Source organism: Candidatus Pelagibacter communis (genome assembly GCF_001179845.1).
Taxonomy (GTDB): Bacteria; Pseudomonadota; Alphaproteobacteria; order Pelagibacterales; family Pelagibacteraceae; genus Pelagibacter; species Pelagibacter ubique_Q.
Genome location: NZ_CVSB01000029.1, coordinates 19,035 through 41,479 on the forward strand (window position 1 = coordinate 19,035; position 22,445 = coordinate 41,479).

At 27.0% G+C, this 22,445-nt stretch carries 21 protein-coding genes; 19 read left to right on the forward strand and 2 right to left on the reverse strand.

Annotation, left to right across the window (positions count from 1 at the left end):
* Window position 1: 1 nt before the first annotated feature.
* The 19 genes from AMN81_RS02190 to lpxB all read left to right on the forward strand — a co-directional run bounded on the left by AMN81_RS02190 (window position 2) and on the right by lpxB (window position 20,312).
* Window positions 2-1,660: a ribonuclease J gene (locus AMN81_RS02190; protein WP_072090503.1), complete on the forward strand. Its 1,659-nt coding sequence runs from the start codon at window positions 2-4 to the stop codon at window positions 1,658-1,660.
* A complete protein-coding gene (locus AMN81_RS02195; protein WP_072090504.1) occupies window positions 1,660-1,905 on the forward strand; it encodes a DUF1467 family protein in 246 nt (81 codons plus the stop codon). The genes AMN81_RS02190 and AMN81_RS02195 overlap by 1 nt, the downstream gene beginning before the upstream one ends.
* A 1-nt stretch (window position 1,906) precedes the next feature.
* On the forward strand, window positions 1,907-3,241 hold the full coding sequence (proS, locus tag AMN81_RS02200; protein ID WP_072090505.1) for a proline--tRNA ligase: 1,335 nt from the start codon (window positions 1,907-1,909) through the stop codon (window positions 3,239-3,241).
* Complete coding sequence (locus tag AMN81_RS02205; RefSeq protein WP_072090506.1) at window positions 3,238-4,449, forward strand: FtsX-like permease family protein; 1,212 nt, start codon at window positions 3,238-3,240, stop codon at window positions 4,447-4,449. The genes proS and AMN81_RS02205 overlap by 4 nt, the downstream gene beginning before the upstream one ends.
* Entirely contained in the window at window positions 4,442-5,119 is a 678-nt protein-coding gene (locus tag AMN81_RS02210) for an ABC transporter ATP-binding protein (RefSeq protein WP_072090507.1), read from the forward strand. Before AMN81_RS02205 ends, AMN81_RS02210 begins: the two co-directional genes overlap by 8 nt.
* Window positions 5,112-8,528 carry a DNA polymerase III subunit alpha gene (gene dnaE / locus AMN81_RS02215; protein WP_072090508.1) on the forward strand — a complete coding sequence of 1,139 codons (3,417 nt, stop codon included), beginning with the start codon at window positions 5,112-5,114 and terminating at the stop codon, window positions 8,526-8,528. Before AMN81_RS02210 ends, dnaE begins: the two co-directional genes overlap by 8 nt.
* 130 nt (window positions 8,529-8,658) lie before the next feature.
* Window positions 8,659-9,483 (forward strand): 30S ribosomal protein S2, encoded by an 825-nt coding sequence (gene rpsB / locus AMN81_RS02220; RefSeq protein WP_072090509.1) that lies wholly within the window; start codon window positions 8,659-8,661, stop codon window positions 9,481-9,483.
* Entirely contained in the window at window positions 9,483-10,334 is an 852-nt protein-coding gene (gene tsf / locus AMN81_RS02225; RefSeq protein WP_072090510.1) for a translation elongation factor Ts, read from the forward strand. Before rpsB ends, tsf begins: the two co-directional genes overlap by 1 nt.
* Window positions 10,335-10,886, forward strand: coding sequence for a ribosome recycling factor (gene frr / locus AMN81_RS02230; protein ID WP_072090511.1), 552 nt, complete (start codon window positions 10,335-10,337; stop codon window positions 10,884-10,886).
* 1 nt (window position 10,887) lies between these two features.
* A complete protein-coding gene (uppS, locus tag AMN81_RS02235; protein ID WP_023853903.1) occupies window positions 10,888-11,562 on the forward strand; it encodes a polyprenyl diphosphate synthase in 675 nt (224 codons plus the stop codon).
* On the forward strand, window positions 11,562-12,191 hold the full coding sequence (locus tag AMN81_RS02240; RefSeq protein WP_072090512.1) for a phosphatidate cytidylyltransferase: 630 nt from the start codon (window positions 11,562-11,564) through the stop codon (window positions 12,189-12,191). The genes uppS and AMN81_RS02240 overlap by 1 nt, the downstream gene beginning before the upstream one ends.
* Complete coding sequence (locus AMN81_RS02245) at window positions 12,192-13,382, forward strand: 1-deoxy-D-xylulose 5-phosphate reductoisomerase (protein ID WP_072090513.1); 1,191 nt, start codon at window positions 12,192-12,194, stop codon at window positions 13,380-13,382.
* Complete coding sequence (bamA, locus tag AMN81_RS02250) at window positions 13,382-15,616, forward strand: outer membrane protein assembly factor BamA (protein WP_072090646.1); 2,235 nt, start codon at window positions 13,382-13,384, stop codon at window positions 15,614-15,616. Before AMN81_RS02245 ends, bamA begins: the two co-directional genes overlap by 1 nt.
* Window positions 15,616-16,146, forward strand: coding sequence for an OmpH/Skp family outer membrane protein (locus tag AMN81_RS02255; protein WP_072090514.1), 531 nt, complete (start codon window positions 15,616-15,618; stop codon window positions 16,144-16,146). Before bamA ends, AMN81_RS02255 begins: the two co-directional genes overlap by 1 nt.
* Window positions 16,127-16,576 carry a 3-hydroxyacyl-ACP dehydratase FabZ gene (fabZ, locus tag AMN81_RS02260; protein WP_072090515.1) on the forward strand — a complete coding sequence of 150 codons (450 nt, stop codon included), beginning with the start codon at window positions 16,127-16,129 and terminating at the stop codon, window positions 16,574-16,576. Before AMN81_RS02255 ends, fabZ begins: the two co-directional genes overlap by 20 nt.
* A 53-nt stretch (window positions 16,577-16,629) precedes the next feature.
* Window positions 16,630-17,610, forward strand: a complete 981-nt coding sequence (gene lpxD, locus AMN81_RS02265; protein WP_072090516.1) for a UDP-3-O-(3-hydroxymyristoyl)glucosamine N-acyltransferase — start codon at window positions 16,630-16,632, stop codon at window positions 17,608-17,610.
* Window positions 17,607-18,383: an acyl-ACP--UDP-N-acetylglucosamine O-acyltransferase gene (lpxA, locus tag AMN81_RS02270; RefSeq protein WP_072090517.1), complete on the forward strand. Its 777-nt coding sequence runs from the start codon at window positions 17,607-17,609 to the stop codon at window positions 18,381-18,383. The genes lpxD and lpxA overlap by 4 nt, the downstream gene beginning before the upstream one ends.
* Window position 18,384: 1 nt before the next feature.
* Window positions 18,385-19,179, forward strand: coding sequence for an LpxI family protein (locus AMN81_RS02275; protein WP_072090518.1), 795 nt, complete (start codon window positions 18,385-18,387; stop codon window positions 19,177-19,179).
* Complete coding sequence (lpxB, locus tag AMN81_RS02280) at window positions 19,176-20,312, forward strand: lipid-A-disaccharide synthase (RefSeq protein WP_072090519.1); 1,137 nt, start codon at window positions 19,176-19,178, stop codon at window positions 20,310-20,312. Before AMN81_RS02275 ends, lpxB begins: the two co-directional genes overlap by 4 nt.
* Here lpxB and gltX read toward each other — a convergent pair.
* Both gltX and lexA read right to left on the reverse strand, forming a co-directional pair.
* Window positions 20,289-21,689: a glutamate--tRNA ligase gene (gltX, locus tag AMN81_RS02285; protein ID WP_072090520.1), complete on the reverse strand. Its 1,401-nt coding sequence runs from the start codon at window positions 21,687-21,689 to the stop codon at window positions 20,289-20,291. The genes lpxB and gltX overlap by 24 nt on opposite strands.
* Before the next feature lie 22 nt (window positions 21,690-21,711).
* A complete protein-coding gene (lexA, locus tag AMN81_RS02290) occupies window positions 21,712-22,389 on the reverse strand; it encodes a transcriptional repressor LexA (protein WP_072090521.1) in 678 nt (225 codons plus the stop codon).
* Window positions 22,390-22,445: the final 56 nt, after the last annotated feature.

Consider the following 22,445-nt stretch of genomic DNA (forward strand, 5'->3'; position numbering starts at 1 on the left):
CATGAAAGATGAATTATTATTTTGTCCCTTAGGTGGATCAGGTGAAATAGGCATGAACATGAATTTGTTCGGCTATGGTCAACCTAGTGATCACAAATGGATTATGGTCGACATAGGGGTAACATTTGCAGATGATACTATTCCAGGTGTTGATTTAATTTATCCAGATCCTGGGTTCATAGTAGAAAGAAAAGATAATTTATTAGGAATAGTTTTAACACATGCACACGAGGATCACATTGGTGCAATTGCTCATTTATGGCCAAAATTACAATGTAAAATTTTTGCAACTCCTTTTACAGCTGTATTAATTCGAGAAAAATTTAGAGAAAAACAAATAGATATAACTAATGATTTACAGATTGTTGAGTTAAATGGAAAGGTTTCTCTAGATCCATTTGAAATTGAATACATTACTTTAACTCATTCTATATTAGAACCAAACGGACTTAGAATAAAAACTCCCGCAGGAGTTATTTTGCATACTGGAGATTGGAAGGTAGATCCAAATCCTTTGATTGGAGACAATATAAATGAAAAAAGATTAAAGGAAATTGGTGAAGAAGGTGTGCTGGCAATGATTTGCGATTCAACAAATGTTTTTAGTGCTGGTAGATCAGGTTCAGAGTTAGATGTAAGAAAAAATATGTTAAACGTTATGTCTCGATTAAAAAAAAGAATTATCATAACGTCATTTGCTTCCAACGTAGCCAGAATGGAGACAGCTTTTTATTGTGCAGAACAAACAGGAAGACAAATCTCTTTAGTTGGTAGATCAATGCATCGTATTTATAAAGCTGCACGTCAATGCGGATATTTAAAAAATACAATTGAGCCAATTGATCCAAGAGAAGCTAAAAATTTTTCAAGAGAAAAAATTGTGTATTTATGTACTGGAAGTCAAGGTGAACCAATGGGTGCAATGATGAGAATTTCTAGTTATGTTCATCCAGATGTTTTTATTGAAAAAGGTGATGCTGTAATTTTTTCTTCAAAAATTATACCTGGTAATGAAAAAAAACTTTATAAACTTCACAACCAACTTGTTAAGGATGGAATAGAAGTAATATCTGAAGAAACCGAGTTTGTTCATGTTTCTGGTCATCCAAATAGAGAAGACCTTAAAGAGATGTATCAATGGGTAAAACCTAGATGTGTAATACCTGTACACGGTGAACATAGGCACATGATAGAACACATTAATTTTGCAAAAGAAATGCAAGTTCCACATCCAGTTCAAGTCGAAAATGGTGATATCGTTAAGTTATATCCAGGTGAAAAACCTGAAGTATATGACAAGGCCCCGAGTGGCAGACTTTATTTAGATGGTAGTGTAAGCGTTGATCCAGATTCACAATCGATAAAAGATAGAAAAAATTTAAGTGCAAATGGATATCTCGAGGTAACAATTATGATTACACCTAAAGGTAATATACACAACAACCCTATTCTTTCATTTCGTGGTTTACCTGTAAATGATAGAGATGATTTTGTTTATGGATTAGAAGAGGAAATAGAGAAAACCTCTAGAACTTTTAAAATCGGAAGCAAACAACAAGAACACAATCTTATAGACGCATTAAAAATTGCTTGTAGAAAATTTTCTAAAGAGAGAACAGGGAAAAAACCTTTTACCAATATCAATTTAGTAAGAATTTAATGAGCGCAACAGGCTTAGCTATTATCTATATAATTATATGGTGGATAGTTTTTTTTGCTATTCTGCCTATTGATGTGAATCGAACAAAGACTGTAAAAATTGACGGTGAGGATCCTGGCTCACCTGAAAATCCAAAAATGCTGAAAAAATTCCTTTATTGCACTGGAATTACTACTGTCATTTTCATAATAATTTACTTATTAATTAAATTTGAATATTTTAATTTAAGAAATATGATTAATTAAGATGCTTTTATCTAATTCATTTATACCAATATTAAAAAATAATCCTTCAGAAGCAAAAATTAAATCTCATCAATTGATGTTGAGAGTAGGAATGATTAAGCAAGCCTCCGCAGGAATCTATTCATGGTTACCTTTAGGTTTTAAGGTAATGAAAAAAATAGAAGACATTGTCAGACAAGAACAAAACAAAATTGGAGCTCAAGAAATATTAATGCCAACAATTCAATCTAGTGAAATTTGGAAAGAAAGTGGTCGTTACGACGATTATGGTGAAGAGATGTTAAGAATAACTGACCGTCAAAATAGAGAAATGTTATACGGACCAACCAATGAAGAGCAAGTTACTGAAATTTTTAGATCTTCAATAAAATCTTATAAATCACTCCCACAACTTATGTATCATATTCAATGGAAGTTTAGAGATGAAATTAGACCTAGATTTGGAATTATGCGTGGAAGAGAGTTTTATATGAAAGATGCTTATTCATTTGATGTATCTGATGAAGAAGCCTTTTATTCTTATAATAAATTCTTTCTATCTTACTTAAGAACATTTAAAAGATTATCTTTAACAGCAATACCCATGGCTGCTGATACAGGGCCTATAGGTGGAAATTTATCTCATGAATTTATTATTCTTGCTGATACTGGAGAAAGTAAAATTTTCACTGATAAAAGAATATTTGATCTTGATAGTGATGATACTGAACTAGAAAAAACATCATTAGAAAGTATGAGAAAAAAATATGAACAGTTTTATGCTGTAACTGATGAAAAGTTTAATAAAGAAGAATTTGAAAAAATTGTTTCCAAAGAAAATCAATTGATAACAAAAGGTATCGAAGTAGGTCATATATTTTATTTTGGTGACAAATATTCAAAACCAATGGGTGCATCAGTTGATTTACCAGGGGGAAAGAAAGATTTTGTTAAAATGGGTTCTTATGGAATTGGTGTATCAAGGTTAGTAGGGGCTATAATTGAGGCAAAATATGATGATAAAAATGAAATCATGAAATGGCCATTGTCTGTTGCTCCTTATGATATTGCTATAATACCTATGATAAATAAAAATGACACATCAGCTTTAGATAAAGCAAATAATATTAATAAAGAATTAATCAAAAATAATATTGATGCGATCATTGATGATACAGATGAAAATTTTTCATCTAAAATTAAAAAAATGAATTTAATTGGAGCCACGTATCAAATTATTATTGGTAAGAAAAGTGAGGGTGATTTATTAGAGTTTAAAGAAACTGGTGAAGAAACTCAAAATTTACCACTAGGTAAAATTATAGAAATTATAACTAAACGAAAAAATTCAATTTGATTTCTACTTTAGAAAAAGAAATTACTTTTAGATTTTTAAAAGCCAGAAAAAAAGATGGTTTTTTGAATGTTATATCAATTTTTTCATTTATTGGCATAAGCCTTGGTGTTGCAGTTCTTATCATCGTAATGTCTGTCATGAATGGATTCAGAACTGAATTAATTGACAAGATAGTTGGCTTTAATGCTCATGCGGTTGTAAAACCTTACGATAAACCGTTAGCTTTATTGTCAGATAAAGATTTTGCTAAGGGTGTTTTATCAAATGACGGAGAAGCAGTTATTTTTCACAAGAATGGCACTAAAGGAGTTTTGCTAAAAGGTTATTTGGAAAAAGATTTTAAAGATCTGCAAATTTCAAATAATGATATTTTTTTTGGTTCTAAAAATTTAAACGAAAATACAATTTCTATTGGTCGGGATTTAAGTAATATCTTAGGACTAGATATTGGAGATGAAGTTTCAATTACTTCACCCTCAGGAGTTCAAACGTTAGTTGGGTCTTTACCAAAGCAAAAATTATTTCTTATAATTTCAATATTTGAAAGTGGATTATCAGAATATGATGAAAATATTGCTTATATAAATTTAAACACTTTAGAAGATTTTTTTAACAAAAATAAAAATGATAGATTTACCGAGTATTATTTTAAAGATCCAAAAAATATAGAAAATCATAAAGAAAAACTGATGAAACTATATCCTGATGCATTTGTATATACATGGGCTGATATGAATAGTTCATTATTTTCAGCACTTAAAGTTGAGAGAAATGTGATGTTTATTATTTTATCTTTAATTATTATTGTCGCTGCCTTTAATATAATTTCAGGTTTAACAATTTTAGTTAAAAATAAAACTCGAGATATTGCAATTTTAAAATCTATTGGAGTTTTGAATAAATCTATAATAAAAATTTTTTTTCTTGTTGGTGTTTCAATTGGAACTTCAGCAACAATTTTTGGAATATTTTTAGGCGTAACATTCTCAATTTATGTAGAAAACATTAGACAATTTTTAAGCTCTACTTTTAATATTAGTTTATTTCCAGAGGAAATATATTTTTTAAGCAAGATGCCTTCAGAAATAAATATTAATTCTATAGTAATTATAACAATCTGTTCAATATTAATAACAATAGTAGTTTCTATATTTCCAGCGCTTAAAGCTGCAAATATGGATCCTGTAAAATCACTGAAATATGAATAATTTTTTAGAATTAATTAATATACGAAAAAGTTTTACTACAGAAAAAAAAATTAATGTATTAAGAGGTCTATCTAGAAAATTCAGGTTAGGTAAAACTTATGCAATAATGGGACCCTCTGGATCTGGAAAATCAACTTTACTTAATTTAATTTCATTAATTGATAAACCAACATCTGGTAATATTAAGTTTGAAAATCATGAGATAAATTTCAGTCAAAATGATAAAAATGATTTATTTAGATCTAAAAGAATAGGTATTGTTTACCAAGAAAATAATCTTCTTTCTGATTTTACAGCATTGGAAAATGTTTACTTTGCTTCTTTATCTCTTAATAATGACAAAAAATTAGCATTATCTAAAGCTGAAAAATTATTAAAAAAAATTGGACTTTCAAACAGAATAAATCATTTTCCCTCACAACTTTCTGGAGGCGAAGCTCAAAGAGTAGCAATAGCAAGAGCGATTATTAATGATCCTCAAATAATTTTAGCTGATGAACCAACTGGTAGTTTAGACATGAATACGGCTAAAGATATTTTTAAACTTTTAAACAATCAAAAAAGATCAGACAGAATAATTATATTTGCAACTCATAATAGATTTTTTGCAAAAAAAGCAGATTATCTATTGGAGATGAGAGATGGTAGTATAAAATCATCTAATGTCTGAGTCTGTCTTACAAAATTTTAATCATTTAAAAATTCATACTCAATATTCAATTTGCGAAGGGGCTGCTAGAATTGATGATTTGCAAGAATATTCTAACAAAAATAAAATTAAATCCTTAGGTTTATGTGATACTTTAAACTTATGCGGTGCACTAGAATTCGCTGAAAAGATCTCAAAGTCTGGTACTCAACCAATAATCGGAACTCAAATAAATTTTAAATACAGAGAAACAATAGGTTTACTCCCTTTGTTTGCTCTAAATGAAGCTGGATATAAAAATATAATAGAACTTTCATCCTTATCGTATTTGGAAAACGATGAATTGTCAGATCCACATGTAGATTTTGAATTATTACTAAGCAATTCTAAAGGTGTTGCTGTATTTTCAGGGACTGTTTTTGGTTTATTTGGTAAATTATTTGATAAAGGAAAGTTTAGTGAAATTGATGAGCTTTATAATAAAATTAAAAATGCTTTTGATGACAGGTTTTACTTAGAGATTCAAAGACATAATGACCAAAATGAAATTGGATTTGAAAAATTTAATTTAAAAAAATCTTTAGATTTGGAAATACCTATTATTGCAACTAATGAAGTTTTTTATTTAGATAAAGAAATGTACGAAGCTCATGATGCCTTAATTTGCATTGGTAACAAGACATATGTAAACGAAAAAAACAGAATAAGATTTACTGACCAACATTATTTAAAAACTAATTCAGAGATGTCCGAATTATTTGCTGACTTACCTGAAGCTTTAGAAAATAATTATAATTTTCCATTAAGATGTAGTTATAGACCTTTATTTTCTAACCCAATATTGCCTAATATTAGCAGTGATAAAGATGGAAATGCAGATGAAATTTTAAAAAAAGATTCCATAGAGGGATTAAAAGTCAAATTCAATAAAATCTTTAATTTAAGTGATGAAGATTTAGAAAATAACAATTCTTATAGAGAATATAAGGACAGACTTAATCATGAACTTTCTATTATTATAGAAATGAAATATTCTAGTTATTTTCTTATAGTTGCTGACTATATTAAATGGGCTAAAAATAATGATATCCCCGTAGGTCCTGGAAGAGGCTCAGGTGCTGGCTCATTAGTAGCTTGGTGTTTATCAATTACAGACGTTGATCCAATAAAATTTAATCTTATTTTTGAAAGATTTTTAAATCCAGATAGAATTTCAATGCCAGATTTTGATATAGATTTTTGCGAGGATAAAAGAGATCAAGTTTTTGAGTATCTAACTACAAAATACAAAGACAGTGTAGCTCACATTATTACATTCGGTAAATTAAAAGCACGAATGGTAATTAGAGACGTCGGAAGAGTTTTGGGATTAGCATATGGATTTGTTGACAGCATATCTAAGATGATACCTTTTGATCCATCTAGACCACAAAATTTAACTCAGTGCATTGCTGGGGAGCCACGATTACAAAAACTCATAAATGAAGATCCAAGGGTAAAGAAACTTACTGATCTCTCACTAAAATTAGAAGGTCTAAATAGGAATGTTGCAACACATGCAGCTGGAGTGGTAATAGCAGATAAAAAACTCACTGAAGTTGTTCCTTTATACAAAGATTCATCTGCAGATCTATTATTACCATCTACTCAATTCGATATGTACTCAGCAGAAAATGCAGGTTTAATAAAATTTGATTTTTTGGGCTTAAAAACACTAACAGTAATTAATAAGACACAAAAACTTGTAAGAAAAAAAATTAAAGATTTTGATATAGATAAAATTAGTTACGAAGATCAAAAAGTTTTTGATTTAATGTCTACAGGCAAAACAGTTGGCCTATTTCAAATTGAAAGTGTTGGTATGAGAGAAGCTTTAATTCAAATGAAGCCGAATCATATTGAAGATATTATTGCATTAGTTGCCCTCTATAGACCAGGACCGATGAGCAATATTCCAACATATAATGATTGCAAAAATGGAAAACAAAAACCAGATTATTTACATCCACTTCTAGAAGATATTTTAAAACCAACTTATGGTGTAATTATTTATCAAGAACAAGTAATGCAGATTGCACAAAAATTATCAGGATTTACAGCAGGACAAGCTGATATATTGAGAAGAGCAATGGGTAAAAAGAAAAGAGCAGAACTTGAAAAACAGAAACAAGGGTTTATTGCTGGAGCTGTTAAAAATGGAATAGCAAAGGATGTTGCTGCTGGAATTTTTTTAAAAATAGAACCATTTGCAGAATATGGTTTTAATAAAAGTCATGCTGCTGCATATGCAATTATTTCATATCAAACAGCTTTTTTAAAAACATATTATCCAAAGGAATTTATTGCAGCCTCAATGACTATGGATATATCAAATCAAAATAAATTAAGTGAGTTTTATGAAGAATTAAAAAGATTAAATATTGAAGTTGTACGTCCAGATATAAATGAATGTTTTGCTGATTTTAGAACAATTGATGATAAATTTTATTACGCTTTGGGAGGAATTAAAGCTGTTGGTTTTGAGGCAATATCAAACATAGTTGAAGAAAGAACTTTAAATGGAAAATTTGAATCAATTCATGATTTTATATCTAGAGTAAATCCAAAAGATATAAACAAACTTCAATTAGAGGGTTTAGTTAAAGCAGGTGCTTTTGATAAATTAAATTCAAATAGACAATCATTGTATGAATCTATACCAGTTATGATTGCAAAAAGTAAAAATATATTTGAAAATAAATCTACAAATCAGATTGATTTATTTTCAGAGGATGAGATTGTACAAGATAATATTTTGCTTAAAACTGAAGATTGGAAATTTGAGGAAAGATTATCAAAAGAATTTGAAGCTGTAGGTTTCTTTATTTCAGACCATCCGTTAAATCAATTTAAAGAAATTTATAATGATTATAAAATAACAGATTATTCCAACTTTATTTCTAATGATGATTTAAAAGACTCTAATATCGCTGCAACTTTATTAAAGGTTCAAGAGAGAAAAACAGCAAAAGGAAATTCCTACGCTGTTTTAAAATTAACTGACTTATCAAGCATATTTGAACTGTTTATTTTTTCAGATGTATTAGAATTAAATAGAGAAATTTTAAAAGAGGGTAGCTCTCTTATTTTGACATTATTTAAAAATATTTCTAATGATGAAAATAGATTAACTAGAATTAATGTTCAAAAAATAGCTTCACTTAAAGAATTATTTAATAGCCCTATAAATGAGGTATCATTCGATCTAAAATCTAAAGAAGAAATTGAAAAAATTTGTAAAATTTTAAACGATGAGGGCAAAACCATAGTTAATATTAATCTATTTAATGATGATAAAATTCTCAAATTTAGATTGAAAAATACTCGTAAATTAGACAGAAAATCTTTAAATCTAATAAGAAATCAAGAAATTCAAGCAATTATCAACTAAATAATCACTTGTTAATAACGATAAATATTTGTAAATACTCCATAAATTAAATAAACACGCACACAGTTGTTGGTTTTATACCTCCGGTCCTTAATTGGAAATTACTGTGGTGGCTTAACCGGGAAAAAATATGAAAATACCTAACGTTACAATACAACAATTATTAGAAGCAGGCGTTCATCTTGGACACAAAACTTTAAGATGGAATCCAAAAATGAAAAAATACATTTTTGGTAAAAGAGATTCTATTCATATCATAGATCTTACTCAAACGGTGGAGTTAACCAAAGTAGCTTTGGAAAAAGTTTATGAAACTATTGCAAATAATGGAAAAATTTTATTTGTGTCTACAAAAAAACAAGCATCAGAGGCAATTGCAGAAGTTGCAAAAGAAACAGATCAGTATTTTGTAAATTACAGATGGTTAGGAGGTATGCTAACTAACTGGGGAACAATTTCAAATTCAATTAAGAAATTAAAAAAACTAGAAATTGATTTAACAGCAGAAAATAGAGGATTTACAAAAAAAGAGCTTTTAAAAATGAGTGTAAAAAAAGACAAGCTCCAAAGATCATTAGGTGGTATTGCCGAAATGAAAAAAATTCCAGATTTGGTATTTGTTATAGATACAAATTATGAATCACTAGCTATAGCTGAATCTGCTAAATTAGGAATACCAATTATAGCTATTCTAGATAGTAATTCAAATCCTGATAATATAAATTATCCAATTCCAGGCAATGATGATGCAAGAAGAGCTATTGATCTTTACTGTAATTTAATCAAAGAAACAATTAATAGCGCTAAAAGTTCTGCATCCACAGTTGAGTCTAAAAAGAGTAAAGATAAAGATAAAGAAATTAAAGAGCAAGATAAAACAAAAACTATTCAGGAATTAGATAGAGAAAAATTGGAAAAAAAATTTTCCAATAAAGATAAGGAAAAATTAAACTAATGAGTGATATAGAAAAAGTAAAAAAACTTAGAGAAGTTACTGGGGCAGGTTTTAAAGATTGCAACTTAGCTATTAAAGAATCAAATGGTGATTTGGACAAGGCAATTGAAATTTTAAGAGTTAAAGGAATTTCAAAAGCTTCAAAAAAAATGTCTAGAGATGCAAAGGAAGGAGTTGTTGTAGTCAGTGGCGATGAAACAAAGATATCTGTGATTGAAGTGAATTGTGAAACTGATTTTGTTGCTAAGAATGATGATTTTATTTCTTTTGTTAAAGAATTAAGTGAACTCAATAATGAAAAAAGTTCAAACATTGAGGAATTAAAAGCAGCTAAAATGAAAAATGGACAAACAGTTGAAGATAATTTAGTTGCTTTGATTGCAAAAATTGGTGAAAAAATCACAATTGGAAAAGCAAAAACAATTCAAAATAACGATGGTGTAAATAATCATTATCTTCATACAGTTGTAAAAGATAATGTTGCCAAGCTTGCTGTAATGGTTTCACTGAATACCAAAGATAATTCAGATACTATTAAGACGTTTAGTAAACAGTTATCTATGCATATTGCGGCGTCAAATCCATTAGCTTTAGAACCCAGCTTAATAGATCAATCAATAATTGATAAAGAGCAAGAATTAGTTACTGAAGAATTAAAAAACTCTGGAAAACCCGATGATATTGCAAAAAAAATAAGCTTAGGTAAGATGAATAAATTCAAAGAGGAAAATGCTCTTATGACACAAGCATGGGTAATGGAACCTAAAAAAAAAGTACAAGATATAATTAAGGAACTATCAATAGCTGATTTAAAAATAAAAGAGTTTTTTAGAATAAAGATTGGAGAATAAATGTTTGACGAAAAGTCATACAATATGAAAATGGATAAAGCCATTGATGTATTCTCAAAAGAACTATCTTCTCTAAGAACCGGAAGAGCAAATGCATCAATGTTAGATTTAATTAAAGTTGATGTTTATGGTCAACAAATGCCAATAAATCAAGTTGGAAGCATAACAACTCCTGAACCAAGAACTATAAATATTCAGATATGGGATGTAAACAATGTTCCTATGGTAGATGCAGCGATTAAAAAATCAGATTTGGGATTAAATCCACAGATAGATGGTCAGATGATTAGACTACCAGTACCAGAGCTCAATGAAGAGCGAAGGATAGAATTAAAAAAAATGATAAGATCAATTGGTGAAAAATGTAAAGTTACAATAAGAAATATCCGTAGAGAAGCGAATGAAGAGTTAAAAAAACTTTTAAAATCAAAAGAGATTGGTGAAGATGATGAAAAATCTTTTGAAAAAAATGTCCAATCTATCACAGATGATCATATTAAAATAGTTGATGGAAAGGTTTCTTTAAAGGAAAAAGAAATAATGACAATATAAAATGAATCCTCTCAATCATGTAGCCATAATAATGGATGGCAATGGGAGATGGGGCTTGAAAAACAAAAAGTCAAGAAATGAGGGACATAGAGCTGGTTTAAATACAATTGAAAATATTTTAAAAGAGACAATAAAACAAAAAATTAAGTTTATTACTCTGTTTACTTTTTCTACCGAAAACTGGAATAGACCAAAAAAAGAAATAAAGTATTTATTTAATTTATTAGAAAACTTCCTACATAATAAAATTGAAAATCTTAACAAAAAAAATATTAAACTTAAAATTATTGGATTTAAAAATTTTTCTCCAGAGTTAAATAAACTTTTAAGAAAGTCAGAAAATTTAACAGCACAAAACACTAAACTTCAGATTAATTTAGCTTTAAATTATGGTTCAAAAATGGAATTAATTGAAACGTTTAAAAAATTAAAAAAACTTAAAAAAAAATTCACTGAAAAAAATGTTTCAAAGAATTTACTCACCAACGAAATACCAGATCCAGATTTGTTAATTAGAACAGGTAATACAAAAAGACTTAGTAATTTTCTATTATGGCAATTGGCATATACTGAAATTCACTTTGAAAAAAAATTATGGCCAGACTTCAATGTCATTGATTATAAAAAAATTATTAAAAAATTTAAATCTACAAAAAGAAATTTTGGAAAGATTTAATGAGTCAAGAATTAACTAAAAGAATTTTAAGTTCATTAGTACTAATACCGATTACTCTTTTTTTTATTATAAAGGGATCTTATTTATTTATATTTTTTTTAATGATTTGTTTGAGTTTGATTACTTATGAGTGGTATATGATGAGTAAAAAAAAACCTTATAGTGTATTTGGATATATTTTTTTATTTTTTTCTTTTTATACTATTTATAAACTCAGAATTGATAATGATTATTGGTTTCTGTTATTTGTAACAATATTATGTGTATCAACGGATATTGGTGGATATGTATTTGGCAAAATATTCAAAGGTCCCAAACTAACAAAATTTAGCCCAAATAAAACTTACGCAGGAATGATGGGTGGATATTTATTATCAATAATATCTTCGATAATTTTAATTAATTTTTATTCAAGTGAAGAACTGATAATTAAATGGTTAATTTTTACAATTTTAATTTCAACAATTAGTCAATTAGGAGATATTATTATATCTTATTTTAAAAGATTATCAAAAATCAAAGACACTGGAAAAATTATTCCAGGTCATGGCGGATTATTAGATAGAGTTGATGGTATGATATTTGCTTTTCCAATTTCGTATTTAATAATATTAATAGATTTTTTATAAATGAAAAAAAATATTGCTATACTTGGATCAACTGGCTCAATTGGAAAAATTTTATTAAACATAGTTAAAAAAAATAATAGCTTTTTTAAAATTATTCTTCTAACAGCTAATAAAGATCATAAAACATTATACAGCCAAGCTAAAAAATTTGGTGTTAAGAATTTAATAATTACAAACTATGAAAGTTATAAAATTCTTAAAAAAAAATGTAAAAATAAAAAAATTAATATTTATAATAATTATAATTGTTTCAACAAAATATTTACAAAAAAAGTCGATTACACAATGAATTCAATTGTAGGTTTTGCAGGCTTAAAACCAACTTTGGAAATTATAAAATTTACTAAACAAATAGCTATAGCAAATAAAGAGTCAATAATTTGTGGGTGGAATTTAATTAAAAAAAAAACAATTTTAAATAAAACCAAGATTATTCCAATTGACTCCGAACATTATTCAATTTGGTCTTCTCTGAATGAGTTTAATATTAAAAACAGCATAAATCTAAATAAATCAATTCAAAATCTTTTTATAACAGCTTCTGGAGGCCCATTTAGAAATACTTCCCTTAAAAATTTTAAAAACATTAAAATAAACCAAGCAATAAAACACCCCACATGGAAAATGGGTAAAAAAATATCCATAGATTCAGCCACTTTAGTAAATAAAATGTTTGAAGTTATTGAGGCACAAAGACTTTTTAATATTGATATAAATAAAATTTCAATCAAAATACATCCTCAATCATACATTCATAGCATAATTCAATTTAGAAATGGTTTAATTAAGATTTGTGCTCACGAACCAAATATGTTGATCCCTATTGCAAACTCATTAGATAAAAATCTTAACTTTACAAATAAATGTCAAACAAATTTTAAAATTCTAAATAATTTAAACTTTACAGATGTAGATAAAAAAAAATTTCCAGTAGTTAAAATTTTAAAAACTTACCCCAAACATTGCTCATTGTTTGATACAGCATTGGTTTCAATTAATGATGAGCTAGTAAATCTTTTTTTACAAAAAAAAATTTCATTTAAAGATATATTTAATAATTTGCTTTATATGTTAAATTTAAAAAGTATAAATAAATTAAAAAATAAAGTACCTAAAAATTACAAAGAAATAAGTGAAATTAATGATTTTGTTAGATTGAAAACTCACAAACTATCTATATGTTCAAATTAATGATTAAATTTTTTTTATTAATTTTTATTTTTTTTATCAAGATTACTTTTGTAAATGCAGAAATTGTTAAATCAATTTCCATTAAAGGTAATGAAAGAATTACAGATAATACAATTATAGTTTTTTCTAAAATTAGTATAGGCGACGATATATCAATTAATGATTTAAATAATGTTATTAAAGAGCTTTATGAAACTGATTTTTTTAAAGATGTATCGGTTAGTTTGAAAAATAATATTTTAACAATTAATATTATAGAAAACAATTTAGTTCAATCAGTTCAAATTAATGGTGTGAAAAACAAAAAATTAAAACAAACCTTATTAGATCAATTATCAATTACTGAAAAAAAATCATATGTTGAAGAAAGATCTTCAGAAGATATTTTAAAGTTATCTAATTTCCTTAAAATTTCAGGATATTATTTCTCTAATGTAGATTTAATTGTAAAACAAAATGATAATAAAACTGTTGACTTAACCTACAACATAACACTTAATCAAAAGGCAGTTATAAAAAAAATTAATTTTTCAGGTAATAAAATATTTAAATCAAGATTACTCTCTAGTATTATTGTTACTGAAGAAAACAAATTTTGGAAATTTTTATCAAAAAAAAAATATTTGAATGAAAGACAGATTCAATTAGATCAAAGATTGTTAAAAAATTTTTATTTAAATGAAGGTTATTACAATGTTAAAATATCTCAAACCAGCGCTAATGTCATTGAAGAAAATAATTTTAGTCTAACTTATAACATTGATGCAGGCAAAAAATTTTATTTTAATAATTTATCTTTAAAAATTCCTACAGATTATGATCCAAATAATTTTAAATTCATTAAAAAATTATTAGATGAGTTGGAAGATAAGGCTTATTCAATAAATAGAATTAATGAATTATTAAATGAAATTGACAAAATAGCTATTACAAAACAATATGAATTTATAAATGCATCCTTTAAAGAGAGTATTATAGACGAAAATAAAATTGATATTGATTTTATAATAAATGAAAGTCAAAAATTATATGTAAATAGAATAAATATCATAGGTAACGACATTACTAACGAAACTGCTATTCGTAATCTTTTAATTGTTGATGAAGGTGACCCTCTTAATGAAATTTTAAATAATAAATCTATAAATAATATTAAAGGAAGTGGTTTATTTTCAAAAGTTGATTACAAGATTTTAGATACAAATAATGAATTTAAAAAAGATATTGAAATTACAGTTGTGGAACAACCTACTGGTGAGATTTCAGCTGGAGCTGGTTACGGTTCTTCGGGACAAACCTTTTCATTTGGTATTAAAGAAAATAATTTTTCAGGAAACGCCACAAAACTTAATACTAATTTAACAATTAGTCCTAAATCAGTAAAAGGTGGATTTAATGTTATAATACCAAATTATAATTACAGTGATAAATCACTAAGATTGAATTTATCTAGGGCTAATAATGATTACTTAAGTACATCTGGATTTGAAAATACTATAACAAACTTCACTTTTGGTACTGGATTTGAATACAAACAAGATTTATTTTTTACCCCTTTAATAGTTATAGAGTCTGAGGATTTAAAAACAAATAGTACTGCTTCAGAAGCCTTAAAAAAACAAGACGGTAATTATAATACAATTGAGTTGGATTATAGTTTTTTATACGACAAAAGAGATCAGACTTTCAGACCAAAAGATGGTTACTATTCTAGATTTAATCAAGCATTACCCATGTTATCCAATGATTATTCATTATCTAATTCTTATGATTTTAAAACTTATCATAAATTTACTGAAAATACAGTATCAAATGTTTCATTCTATATATCTGCAATTAATTCTTTAGATGGAAGTGATGTGAGAATATCTGATAGATTATATTTATCATCTAGAAAGTTAAGAGGTTTTGAGCCAGGAAAGATTGGACCTAAAGATAATAAAGATTTTATAGGTGGCAATTATGCTTCTTCAACATCTTTTGCAACTACATTACCAACTTTATTACCTGAATTAGACACAGTGGATTTCAATATTTTTCTTGATGCTGGAAATATTTGGGGTGTCGATTATGATAGTGGTCTAGATAATAGTAAAATAAGATCATCAACAGGTTTATCAATTGACTGGTTGACACCTATCGGACCATTAAATTTTGTTTTTGCGCAACCTATAACAAAAGCTAGTACAGATGTTGAACAAACTTTTAGATTTGACATAGGTACAACTTTTTAATGAAAATTTTAAATTTTTTTTTCTTATTTTTTTTTTGCATCTATTCGAGTAATTTATATGCAGAAATATTTTATATTGATATAGATAAAATTATTAACCAAACAAATGTTGGTAAACACATAAATAACAAATTTACAAATTTAAAAAAAATAAATGACAGTAAAAATTTAGAAACCAAAAACGAATTAAAAAAAAGAGAAGAAAGTTTAATTGCTCAAAAAAATATTTTAGATCAAAATGAATTCAATAATAAACTAAACACTTTTCGACAAGATGTTATCAATTTTAATCAATTAAACCAAAAAAAAAACAAAGATTTACAAAATAAATTAATGAATGATAAATCTAAATTTTTAAAATTAATTGAACCAATACTACTTGATTATGTTGCTGAAAATAATATTAAATATCTTTTACAAGAAAAATATATTATTGTTGGCCATAATGATTTAAATAAAACCACAGATATAATTGAACTTGTAAACAAAAAAATTAATATTTCGAACTTTAATGACTTCATCTCTAAATAAGAAACAAATAATAGATCTTTTACCTCATAGAGAACCAATGTTATTGATTGATGAACTTAATAACATAAAAAAACTTCATTCTGCAACAGCAGTTGTTCATGTAAAAAAAGATAGTTTTTTTGTACAAGGTCATTTTCCAGGACAACCAGTGATGCCAGGTGTTTTAATAGTAGAGGCATTTGGTCAAGCAGCTGCTGCTTTAACCGCATCTGGAATTGATAAAAAAGAGTACGAAAACAAATTAGTTTTTTTGATGAGTGTTGAAAGGGCTCGATTTAGAAATCCAGTTATACCAGATTGTAAATTAGAATTAAATATTGAAGCTATCAGATCACATGGACGTGTATGGAAATACAAAGGTGAAGCTTTTGTTGAAGGAAAAAAAATGGCAGATGCTCAATGGTCTGCAACTATTGTTGATAGAAAATAATCAGTAATATTTATTGATAAGTATTAAATAATTGTTTTGATAAAAAACGATAAATGATTAATCCATTTTTTCAAAAAAAAGGCCCTTTTACAATAGATAAGATTTTGAGCTCTATCAAAGCTGAAAATAATTTTGAAAATTTAAATATAGAGATTTTTGATATTAAAGATCTTGTATCAGCTTCAACAAATGAAATTACTTTTTTTCACTCAAAAAAATATGAGTCTGTTGCTTCAACTACTAAAGCTAGTTATTGCTTAACAACCAATAAATTATCTAATATTCTTCCAAAAAATTGTAAACCTATTGAAGTTGATAATGTCCTAGTGTCGACAGCAATGATTACCTCAATGTTTTATCCTGACGCTATTACAGATGATTTTGATGTACATGCTACAAATATTGAGAAAACTTCTTTCAACAATACCGTAAATCATGGTCAAAATATTTTGATTGGAACAAATGTTAAAATAGGAGCAAATTGTTCAATTGGTCATAATTCAATTATTGAAAGTAATGTAATTATTGGTGATAACTGCTCAATAGGATCAAATGTTATTATTAGAAATACACTAATCAAAAACAATGTTTCAATATTAGATGGTTGTGTCATCGGTAAAAAAGGATTTGGTTTTTTTCCAAATAAAGAAAGAAATATTCGATATCCACATATTGGCGTTGTAATAATTGAAGATAATTGTGAAGTTGGTTGTGGTTCAACAATTGATAGAGGTTCTTTATCGAATACTATAATTGGTAAAAATACTTATATAGATAATCAGGTACATATAGCTCACAATAACAAAATTGGACAAAATTGTATCATTGCAGGACAGGTTGGTTTTGCTGGAAGTTCTACTCTTGGAAACAATGTTATGATTGGTGGACAAGCAGGAATATCAGGACATTTGAAAGTAGGAAGTAATGTTCAAATAGGTGGTGGTTCAGGAGTGATTAAAGATATCCCAGATAATTCGAAAGTTATGGGCTATCCAGCTAAAGATTTAAAAAAATTTATAAAGGAAAATAAATGATACATAAAACTGCAATAGTTGATCCCAAGGCAAAAATAGGATCGAATGTTGAAATTGGTCCATATTGTGTAATTGGCCCAGATGTAGAAATTGGTGAAAACACTATCATTCAATCTCATGTAAATATTTCTGTAAGTGCAAAAATTGGAAATGGAAATAAGATTTATCCTTTTGTTTCAATAAATGATCCACAGGATTTGAAATTCAATGGCGAACCTTCAAAATTAATAATTGGTGACAATAATAAAATAAGAGAATATGTAACAATAAATCCTGGAACAGTTGGTGGTGGTGGCAAAACAGTTATTGGAAATAATTGTTTATTTATGATTTCATCACATATTGCCCATGACTGCCAAGTTGGAAATAATGTAATAATTGCTAACAATGTACCTTTAGGAGGTCATGCAATCATTGAGGATAATGTTGTTATCGGAGGTAATTCTGCAGTTCAACAATTCACAAGAATTGGAAAAATGGCAATGATTGGTGGTATGACAGGTGTATTACATGACGTAATTCCTTATGGATTATCTACCGGAAATAGAAATTCATTACAAGGATTAAACTTAATAGGTTTAAGAAGAGCTAAGTTTGAAAATAAAGACATCTTAGGTTTAAGTGAAGCTTATAAAGAAATTTTTGCTACTAAAAATATCAATGAAAATATAAGTAAATTGAATGGCTCTTTTCAAGAAAACCCATTAGTTAAAAATGTAATTGATTTTATAACAAAAGATAAAAAAAGATCTATTTGTACACCATTTTCATAAGATGATAGGATTAATTTTTGGTGATACTGATTTTCCAAAGGAAATTTTAAAAACTATCAAAAAAAAGAAAATAAAGTATTTGATAATTGATTTGTCAAAATTAAATAAATTTAAACAAGATAGAAAATCTTATTCAGTTTCGATAGGCCAATTCGGTAAAATCATTAATATCTTTAAGGAAAACAATTGTAAAAAAGTCTTATTTGCAGGAAAGGTAAATAAACCAAACTTTTCTAAACTGAAATTAGACTTTAAAGGTATTTATTATATTTCAAGAATTATCAAAGCATCAAAGCTTGGTGATGCAGCTATCCTTAAAGAAATCATTAAGATATTGGCCCAAAATAAGATCAAAACTGAAAGTTCACTTAAATTTAACCCTGAACTTTCATTAAAAAAAGGTAATTACTCAAAATTTAAACCCAATAAACAAGACCAATTAGATATTAAAAAAGCAATTAAAACTTTAAATAGTTTAAGAGAATATAATTTTAGCCAGGGAGTGGTAGTTAGAAATAAAAAAATTGTCTCTATAGAAGGTAAAGGCGGAACTAAAAAAATGCTTGAAAAAAGTAGAAGCAAAAAATTTAGAAATCATGGGGTTTTAGTTAAGTTTCCAAAAAAGAAACAAGATTTAAGAATTGATTTACCTACCATTGGATTAAAGACTTTAAAACAAAGTAAAACTGCAGGATTAAATGGGATTGTAGTTAAAACCAAACAACATGTTTTTTTAGATAAAGCCAAATGTATTAACTTTGCCAATAAAAATAAGATGTTTATCACAGTAAAATGAAAAAAATTTTTATACTAACTGGTGAACCTTCTGGAGATAAACTTGCTTCTAAAGTTATATCTAAACTTCAAAAAAATAATCCTGAAATTGAATATTCTTGTGTTGGTGGAACACATTTAAATTTATTAGGAATAAAATCCATTTTTGACCTTAAAGAAATTACTTATATTGGTTTCACAAGCGTTTTGTTAAATATTTTCAAAATAAAAAATAAAATTAACAAAACTGTAGAAGAAATTATAAAATTTAATCCAGATGTTTTGTTCAGTGTAGATAGTCCTGATTTTACGTTAAGAGTTGCCGAAAAGGTTAAAAAAATAAATAATAAAATCAAAACTGTTCATTATGTGGCTCCTCAAGTATGGGTATGGCGAGAGAGTAGAGTAAAAAAATTTAAAAAGTTTTTAGATCATATTCTACTACTATTTGAATTTGAAAAAAAATATTTTGACAAAGAAAATATTCTAAACACTTTTGTTGGTCATCCTCTATTAGAACAAGAAACAAAAGATAGAACAGATTTATCTAATATTATATCAAATGATAAAAAAATTATTTCTCTCTTTTGTGGTAGTAGATCATCTGAAGTAACTTTACTGTTACCAATCTTGATTGATTTTATAAATTTAATGAATAAAAAATTTGATAACTTCACTTTTGTTTTTCATGCGACTGATGAAAATAAGAATTTAATTAAAACGAAAATCAACAATACCAATTTAGAAAATGTTGATGTTATTTCTGATGAAAATATAAAAAAACAAATATTAAATAATTCTATATTTGCAGTTTCAAAATCTGGAACAATTTCTCTTGAAATTTGTAATGCTAAAGTTCCTTCTATAATTATCTATAAAATGAATTTTTTAAATTTTTTGATTGTCAAAATATTAGTAAAAACAAAATTTGCTAACATCATAAATATTATTAATAACAAAGAAATAATTCCAGAATTAATTCAAAAAGAATGTAATCCTAAAGAGATTTACAATTCTGTTGTTTACTTTTTAAAAAATCCAGAATTAATAAAAAAACAAATTAGTGATTGTGAGGAAACTTTAACTAAAATTAGATCTAAAACTTCATCTTCTGATGAAGCTGCTTCAGTATTAAATAATTATCTTATTAGTTAATCTTTTTGTTACTTCCTCTTTTCCCAGAGAAATAATTATATCATATATTCCAGGTCCAAATTTTGAACCTGTTAAAGCAATTCTTAAAGGTTGTCCTACACCCTTAAAATTTGTATCGTTTGATTTAATTAAATCATTTACAATAGGCTCTAATGTTTCTTTGCTAATTTTATCAACGGCAGTAAATTTAGTAGCGAAATTGGAAATAACTTTTTTTGCCTTTTCATCAATTAGTTTAATATCGTCCTGATTAAACTTCACTTCATCTACCATAATATACTGCCCATTATTAAATATATCTTCTAATGTTTTGGCCTTGTTCTTTAAGAAAGTTAGAGATTTTTTTATGTTATCTTTTTTATCTGGTTTAATTTCACTTTTATATAATTTGCAATATTCAGTAAATTGATTGAATAAGTCATTTTCATCAATATTTTTAATGTAATGCTCATTCATTGATAAAATTCTACTCATATCTAACTTAGATGGTGACTTTCCTATACCTTCTATGTTGAAGTGCTTAATACTTTCATCTAAAGTAAAGATTTCCTTATCCTCATAAGACCAACCTAATCTAAGTAAATAATTTCTTAATGCATCAGGCATTATGCCGATTTTAGAATAATCATCTAATGTTGATGCATTATCTCTTTTTGATAATTTTTTACCTTCTATTGTATGAATAAGGGGTACATGGGCAAACTTTGGTAAATCCCATTTCATTGCTTCATAAATTTGCATTTGTTTAAATGTATTAATTTTATGATCATCTCCTCTAATTATATGTGTCATTTTCATTTGATGATCATCTACAGTCGCAGATAAATTATATGTTGGTGAACCATCATTTCTTAAGATTATAAAATCTTCAATTGTACCGTTTTCAATTTCAACATCACCTTGAACCAAATCTTTAAGTATTGTTGATCCTTCTATTTTACTTTTAAATCTTATTACTGGTTTTATACCTTCAGGAGCATTAGTTTCTGGTATATCTCTCCATTTTCTATTGTAGATATACGGAAGTTTTTTTTGTCTAGCTCTTTTCTTTTGCTCTTCTATTTCTTCTGCAGAGCAATAACATTTATATGCATTTCCATTTTTAAGTAATTCATTTGCAACTTTAATATGATCATTTATTTTACTTGATTGAATGTATTCATCACCATCATATTCAATACCAAGCCATTTTAAAGAATTAATAATCTGTTTTTTATGTTCGTCTTTAGATCTTTCTTTATCAGTATCTTCAATTCTTAGGTGAAATGTTCCTTTTTGATTTTTAGAGAATAACCAATTAAATAAGGCGGTTCTGACCCCTCCAATATGAAGAGCTCCAGTAGGAGATGGTGCAAATCGTGTTGCTACTTTAGACATCAATGTTGTTTAGACTATTTTTTTAGAAGTTTCTATATAAAGATACTAAAACTCCTTGAACTTTTACTCTATCAGGTCCAAAAATCTTAGTTTCATAGTTTCTATTGGCACTTTCAAGGGCTACAACTTTGCCTTTTTTTCGAATTCTTTTTAACATAGCCTCATGCTCATCAATCAATGCTACAACAATTTTACCATTATCGGCTGTATCAGTTCTTTTTATAATAACTGTATCACCTTCATGAATACCTGCGTCTATCATAGAGTCACCTTGAACTTTCAATCCAAAGTAATCTCCATTTTTTTCTAAATTATTTGGCAGGGGAATTCTTGAAACTTCATTTTGTATTGCTTCAACAGGCGTTCCCGCAGCAATTTTTCCAAGAACTGGTACTTCTATTTCATCAGAATTAGTTTGCTCTTCATCTAATCCACCTTTAATTACACTTGGTGAAAAGCTATTATAAATATCATTTGCAGAAGCGGTTTCTGGTAATTTAATTACCTCTAATGCTCTTGCTTTGTGAGCTAATCTTTTAATAAAACCTCTTTCCTCTAAAGCACTAATCAACCTGTGAATACCTGATTTAGATTTCAAATTAAGAGACTGTTTCATCTCTTCATAAGAAGGAGAGACGCCAGAACTTCTCAACTTCTTGTTGATAAATAAAAGCAGGTTTTTTTGTTTTTTTGTAAGCATAAGAACAAATATCGTACAAATAATGTTCTATAAAAGTTCTTCTAAATTAACAATAC

What these genes read in the sequence shown, in the direction of transcription:
- lpxD (WP_072090516.1), top strand. Translation starts at nt 16,630, where the DNA reads ATGATTAATCCATTTTTTCAAAAAAAAGGCCCTTTTACAATAGATAAG.
- AMN81_RS02245 (WP_072090513.1), top strand. Translation starts at nt 12,192, where the DNA reads ATGAAAAAAAATATTGCTATACTTGGATCAACTGGCTCAATTGGAAAA.
- proS (WP_072090505.1), top strand. Translation starts at nt 1,907, where the DNA reads ATGCTTTTATCTAATTCATTTATACCAATATTAAAAAATAATCCTTCA.
- lpxB (WP_072090519.1), top strand. Translation starts at nt 19,176, where the DNA reads ATGAAAAAAATTTTTATACTAACTGGTGAACCTTCTGGAGATAAACTT.
- lexA (WP_072090521.1), bottom strand. Translation starts at nt 22,389, where the DNA reads ATGCTTACAAAAAAACAAAAAAACCTGCTTTTATTTATCAACAAGAAG.
- dnaE (WP_072090508.1), top strand. Translation starts at nt 5,112, where the DNA reads ATGTCTGAGTCTGTCTTACAAAATTTTAATCATTTAAAAATTCATACT.
- tsf (WP_072090510.1), top strand. Translation starts at nt 9,483, where the DNA reads ATGAGTGATATAGAAAAAGTAAAAAAACTTAGAGAAGTTACTGGGGCA.
- bamA (WP_072090646.1), top strand. Translation starts at nt 13,382, where the DNA reads ATGATTAAATTTTTTTTATTAATTTTTATTTTTTTTATCAAGATTACT.
- AMN81_RS02275 (WP_072090518.1), top strand. Translation starts at nt 18,385, where the DNA reads ATGATAGGATTAATTTTTGGTGATACTGATTTTCCAAAGGAAATTTTA.
- AMN81_RS02255 (WP_072090514.1), top strand. Translation starts at nt 15,616, where the DNA reads ATGAAAATTTTAAATTTTTTTTTCTTATTTTTTTTTTGCATCTATTCG.
- AMN81_RS02190 (WP_072090503.1), top strand. Translation starts at nt 2, where the DNA reads ATGAAAGATGAATTATTATTTTGTCCCTTAGGTGGATCAGGTGAAATA.
- frr (WP_072090511.1), top strand. Translation starts at nt 10,335, where the DNA reads ATGTTTGACGAAAAGTCATACAATATGAAAATGGATAAAGCCATTGAT.
- AMN81_RS02240 (WP_072090512.1), top strand. Translation starts at nt 11,562, where the DNA reads ATGAGTCAAGAATTAACTAAAAGAATTTTAAGTTCATTAGTACTAATA.
- AMN81_RS02210 (WP_072090507.1), top strand. Translation starts at nt 4,442, where the DNA reads ATGAATAATTTTTTAGAATTAATTAATATACGAAAAAGTTTTACTACA.
- gltX (WP_072090520.1), bottom strand. Translation starts at nt 21,689, where the DNA reads ATGTCTAAAGTAGCAACACGATTTGCACCATCTCCTACTGGAGCTCTT.
- uppS (WP_023853903.1), top strand. Translation starts at nt 10,888, where the DNA reads ATGAATCCTCTCAATCATGTAGCCATAATAATGGATGGCAATGGGAGA.
- AMN81_RS02195 (WP_072090504.1), top strand. Translation starts at nt 1,660, where the DNA reads ATGAGCGCAACAGGCTTAGCTATTATCTATATAATTATATGGTGGATA.
- lpxA (WP_072090517.1), top strand. Translation starts at nt 17,607, where the DNA reads ATGATACATAAAACTGCAATAGTTGATCCCAAGGCAAAAATAGGATCG.
- rpsB (WP_072090509.1), top strand. Translation starts at nt 8,659, where the DNA reads ATGAAAATACCTAACGTTACAATACAACAATTATTAGAAGCAGGCGTT.
- fabZ (WP_072090515.1), top strand. Translation starts at nt 16,127, where the DNA reads ATGACTTCATCTCTAAATAAGAAACAAATAATAGATCTTTTACCTCAT.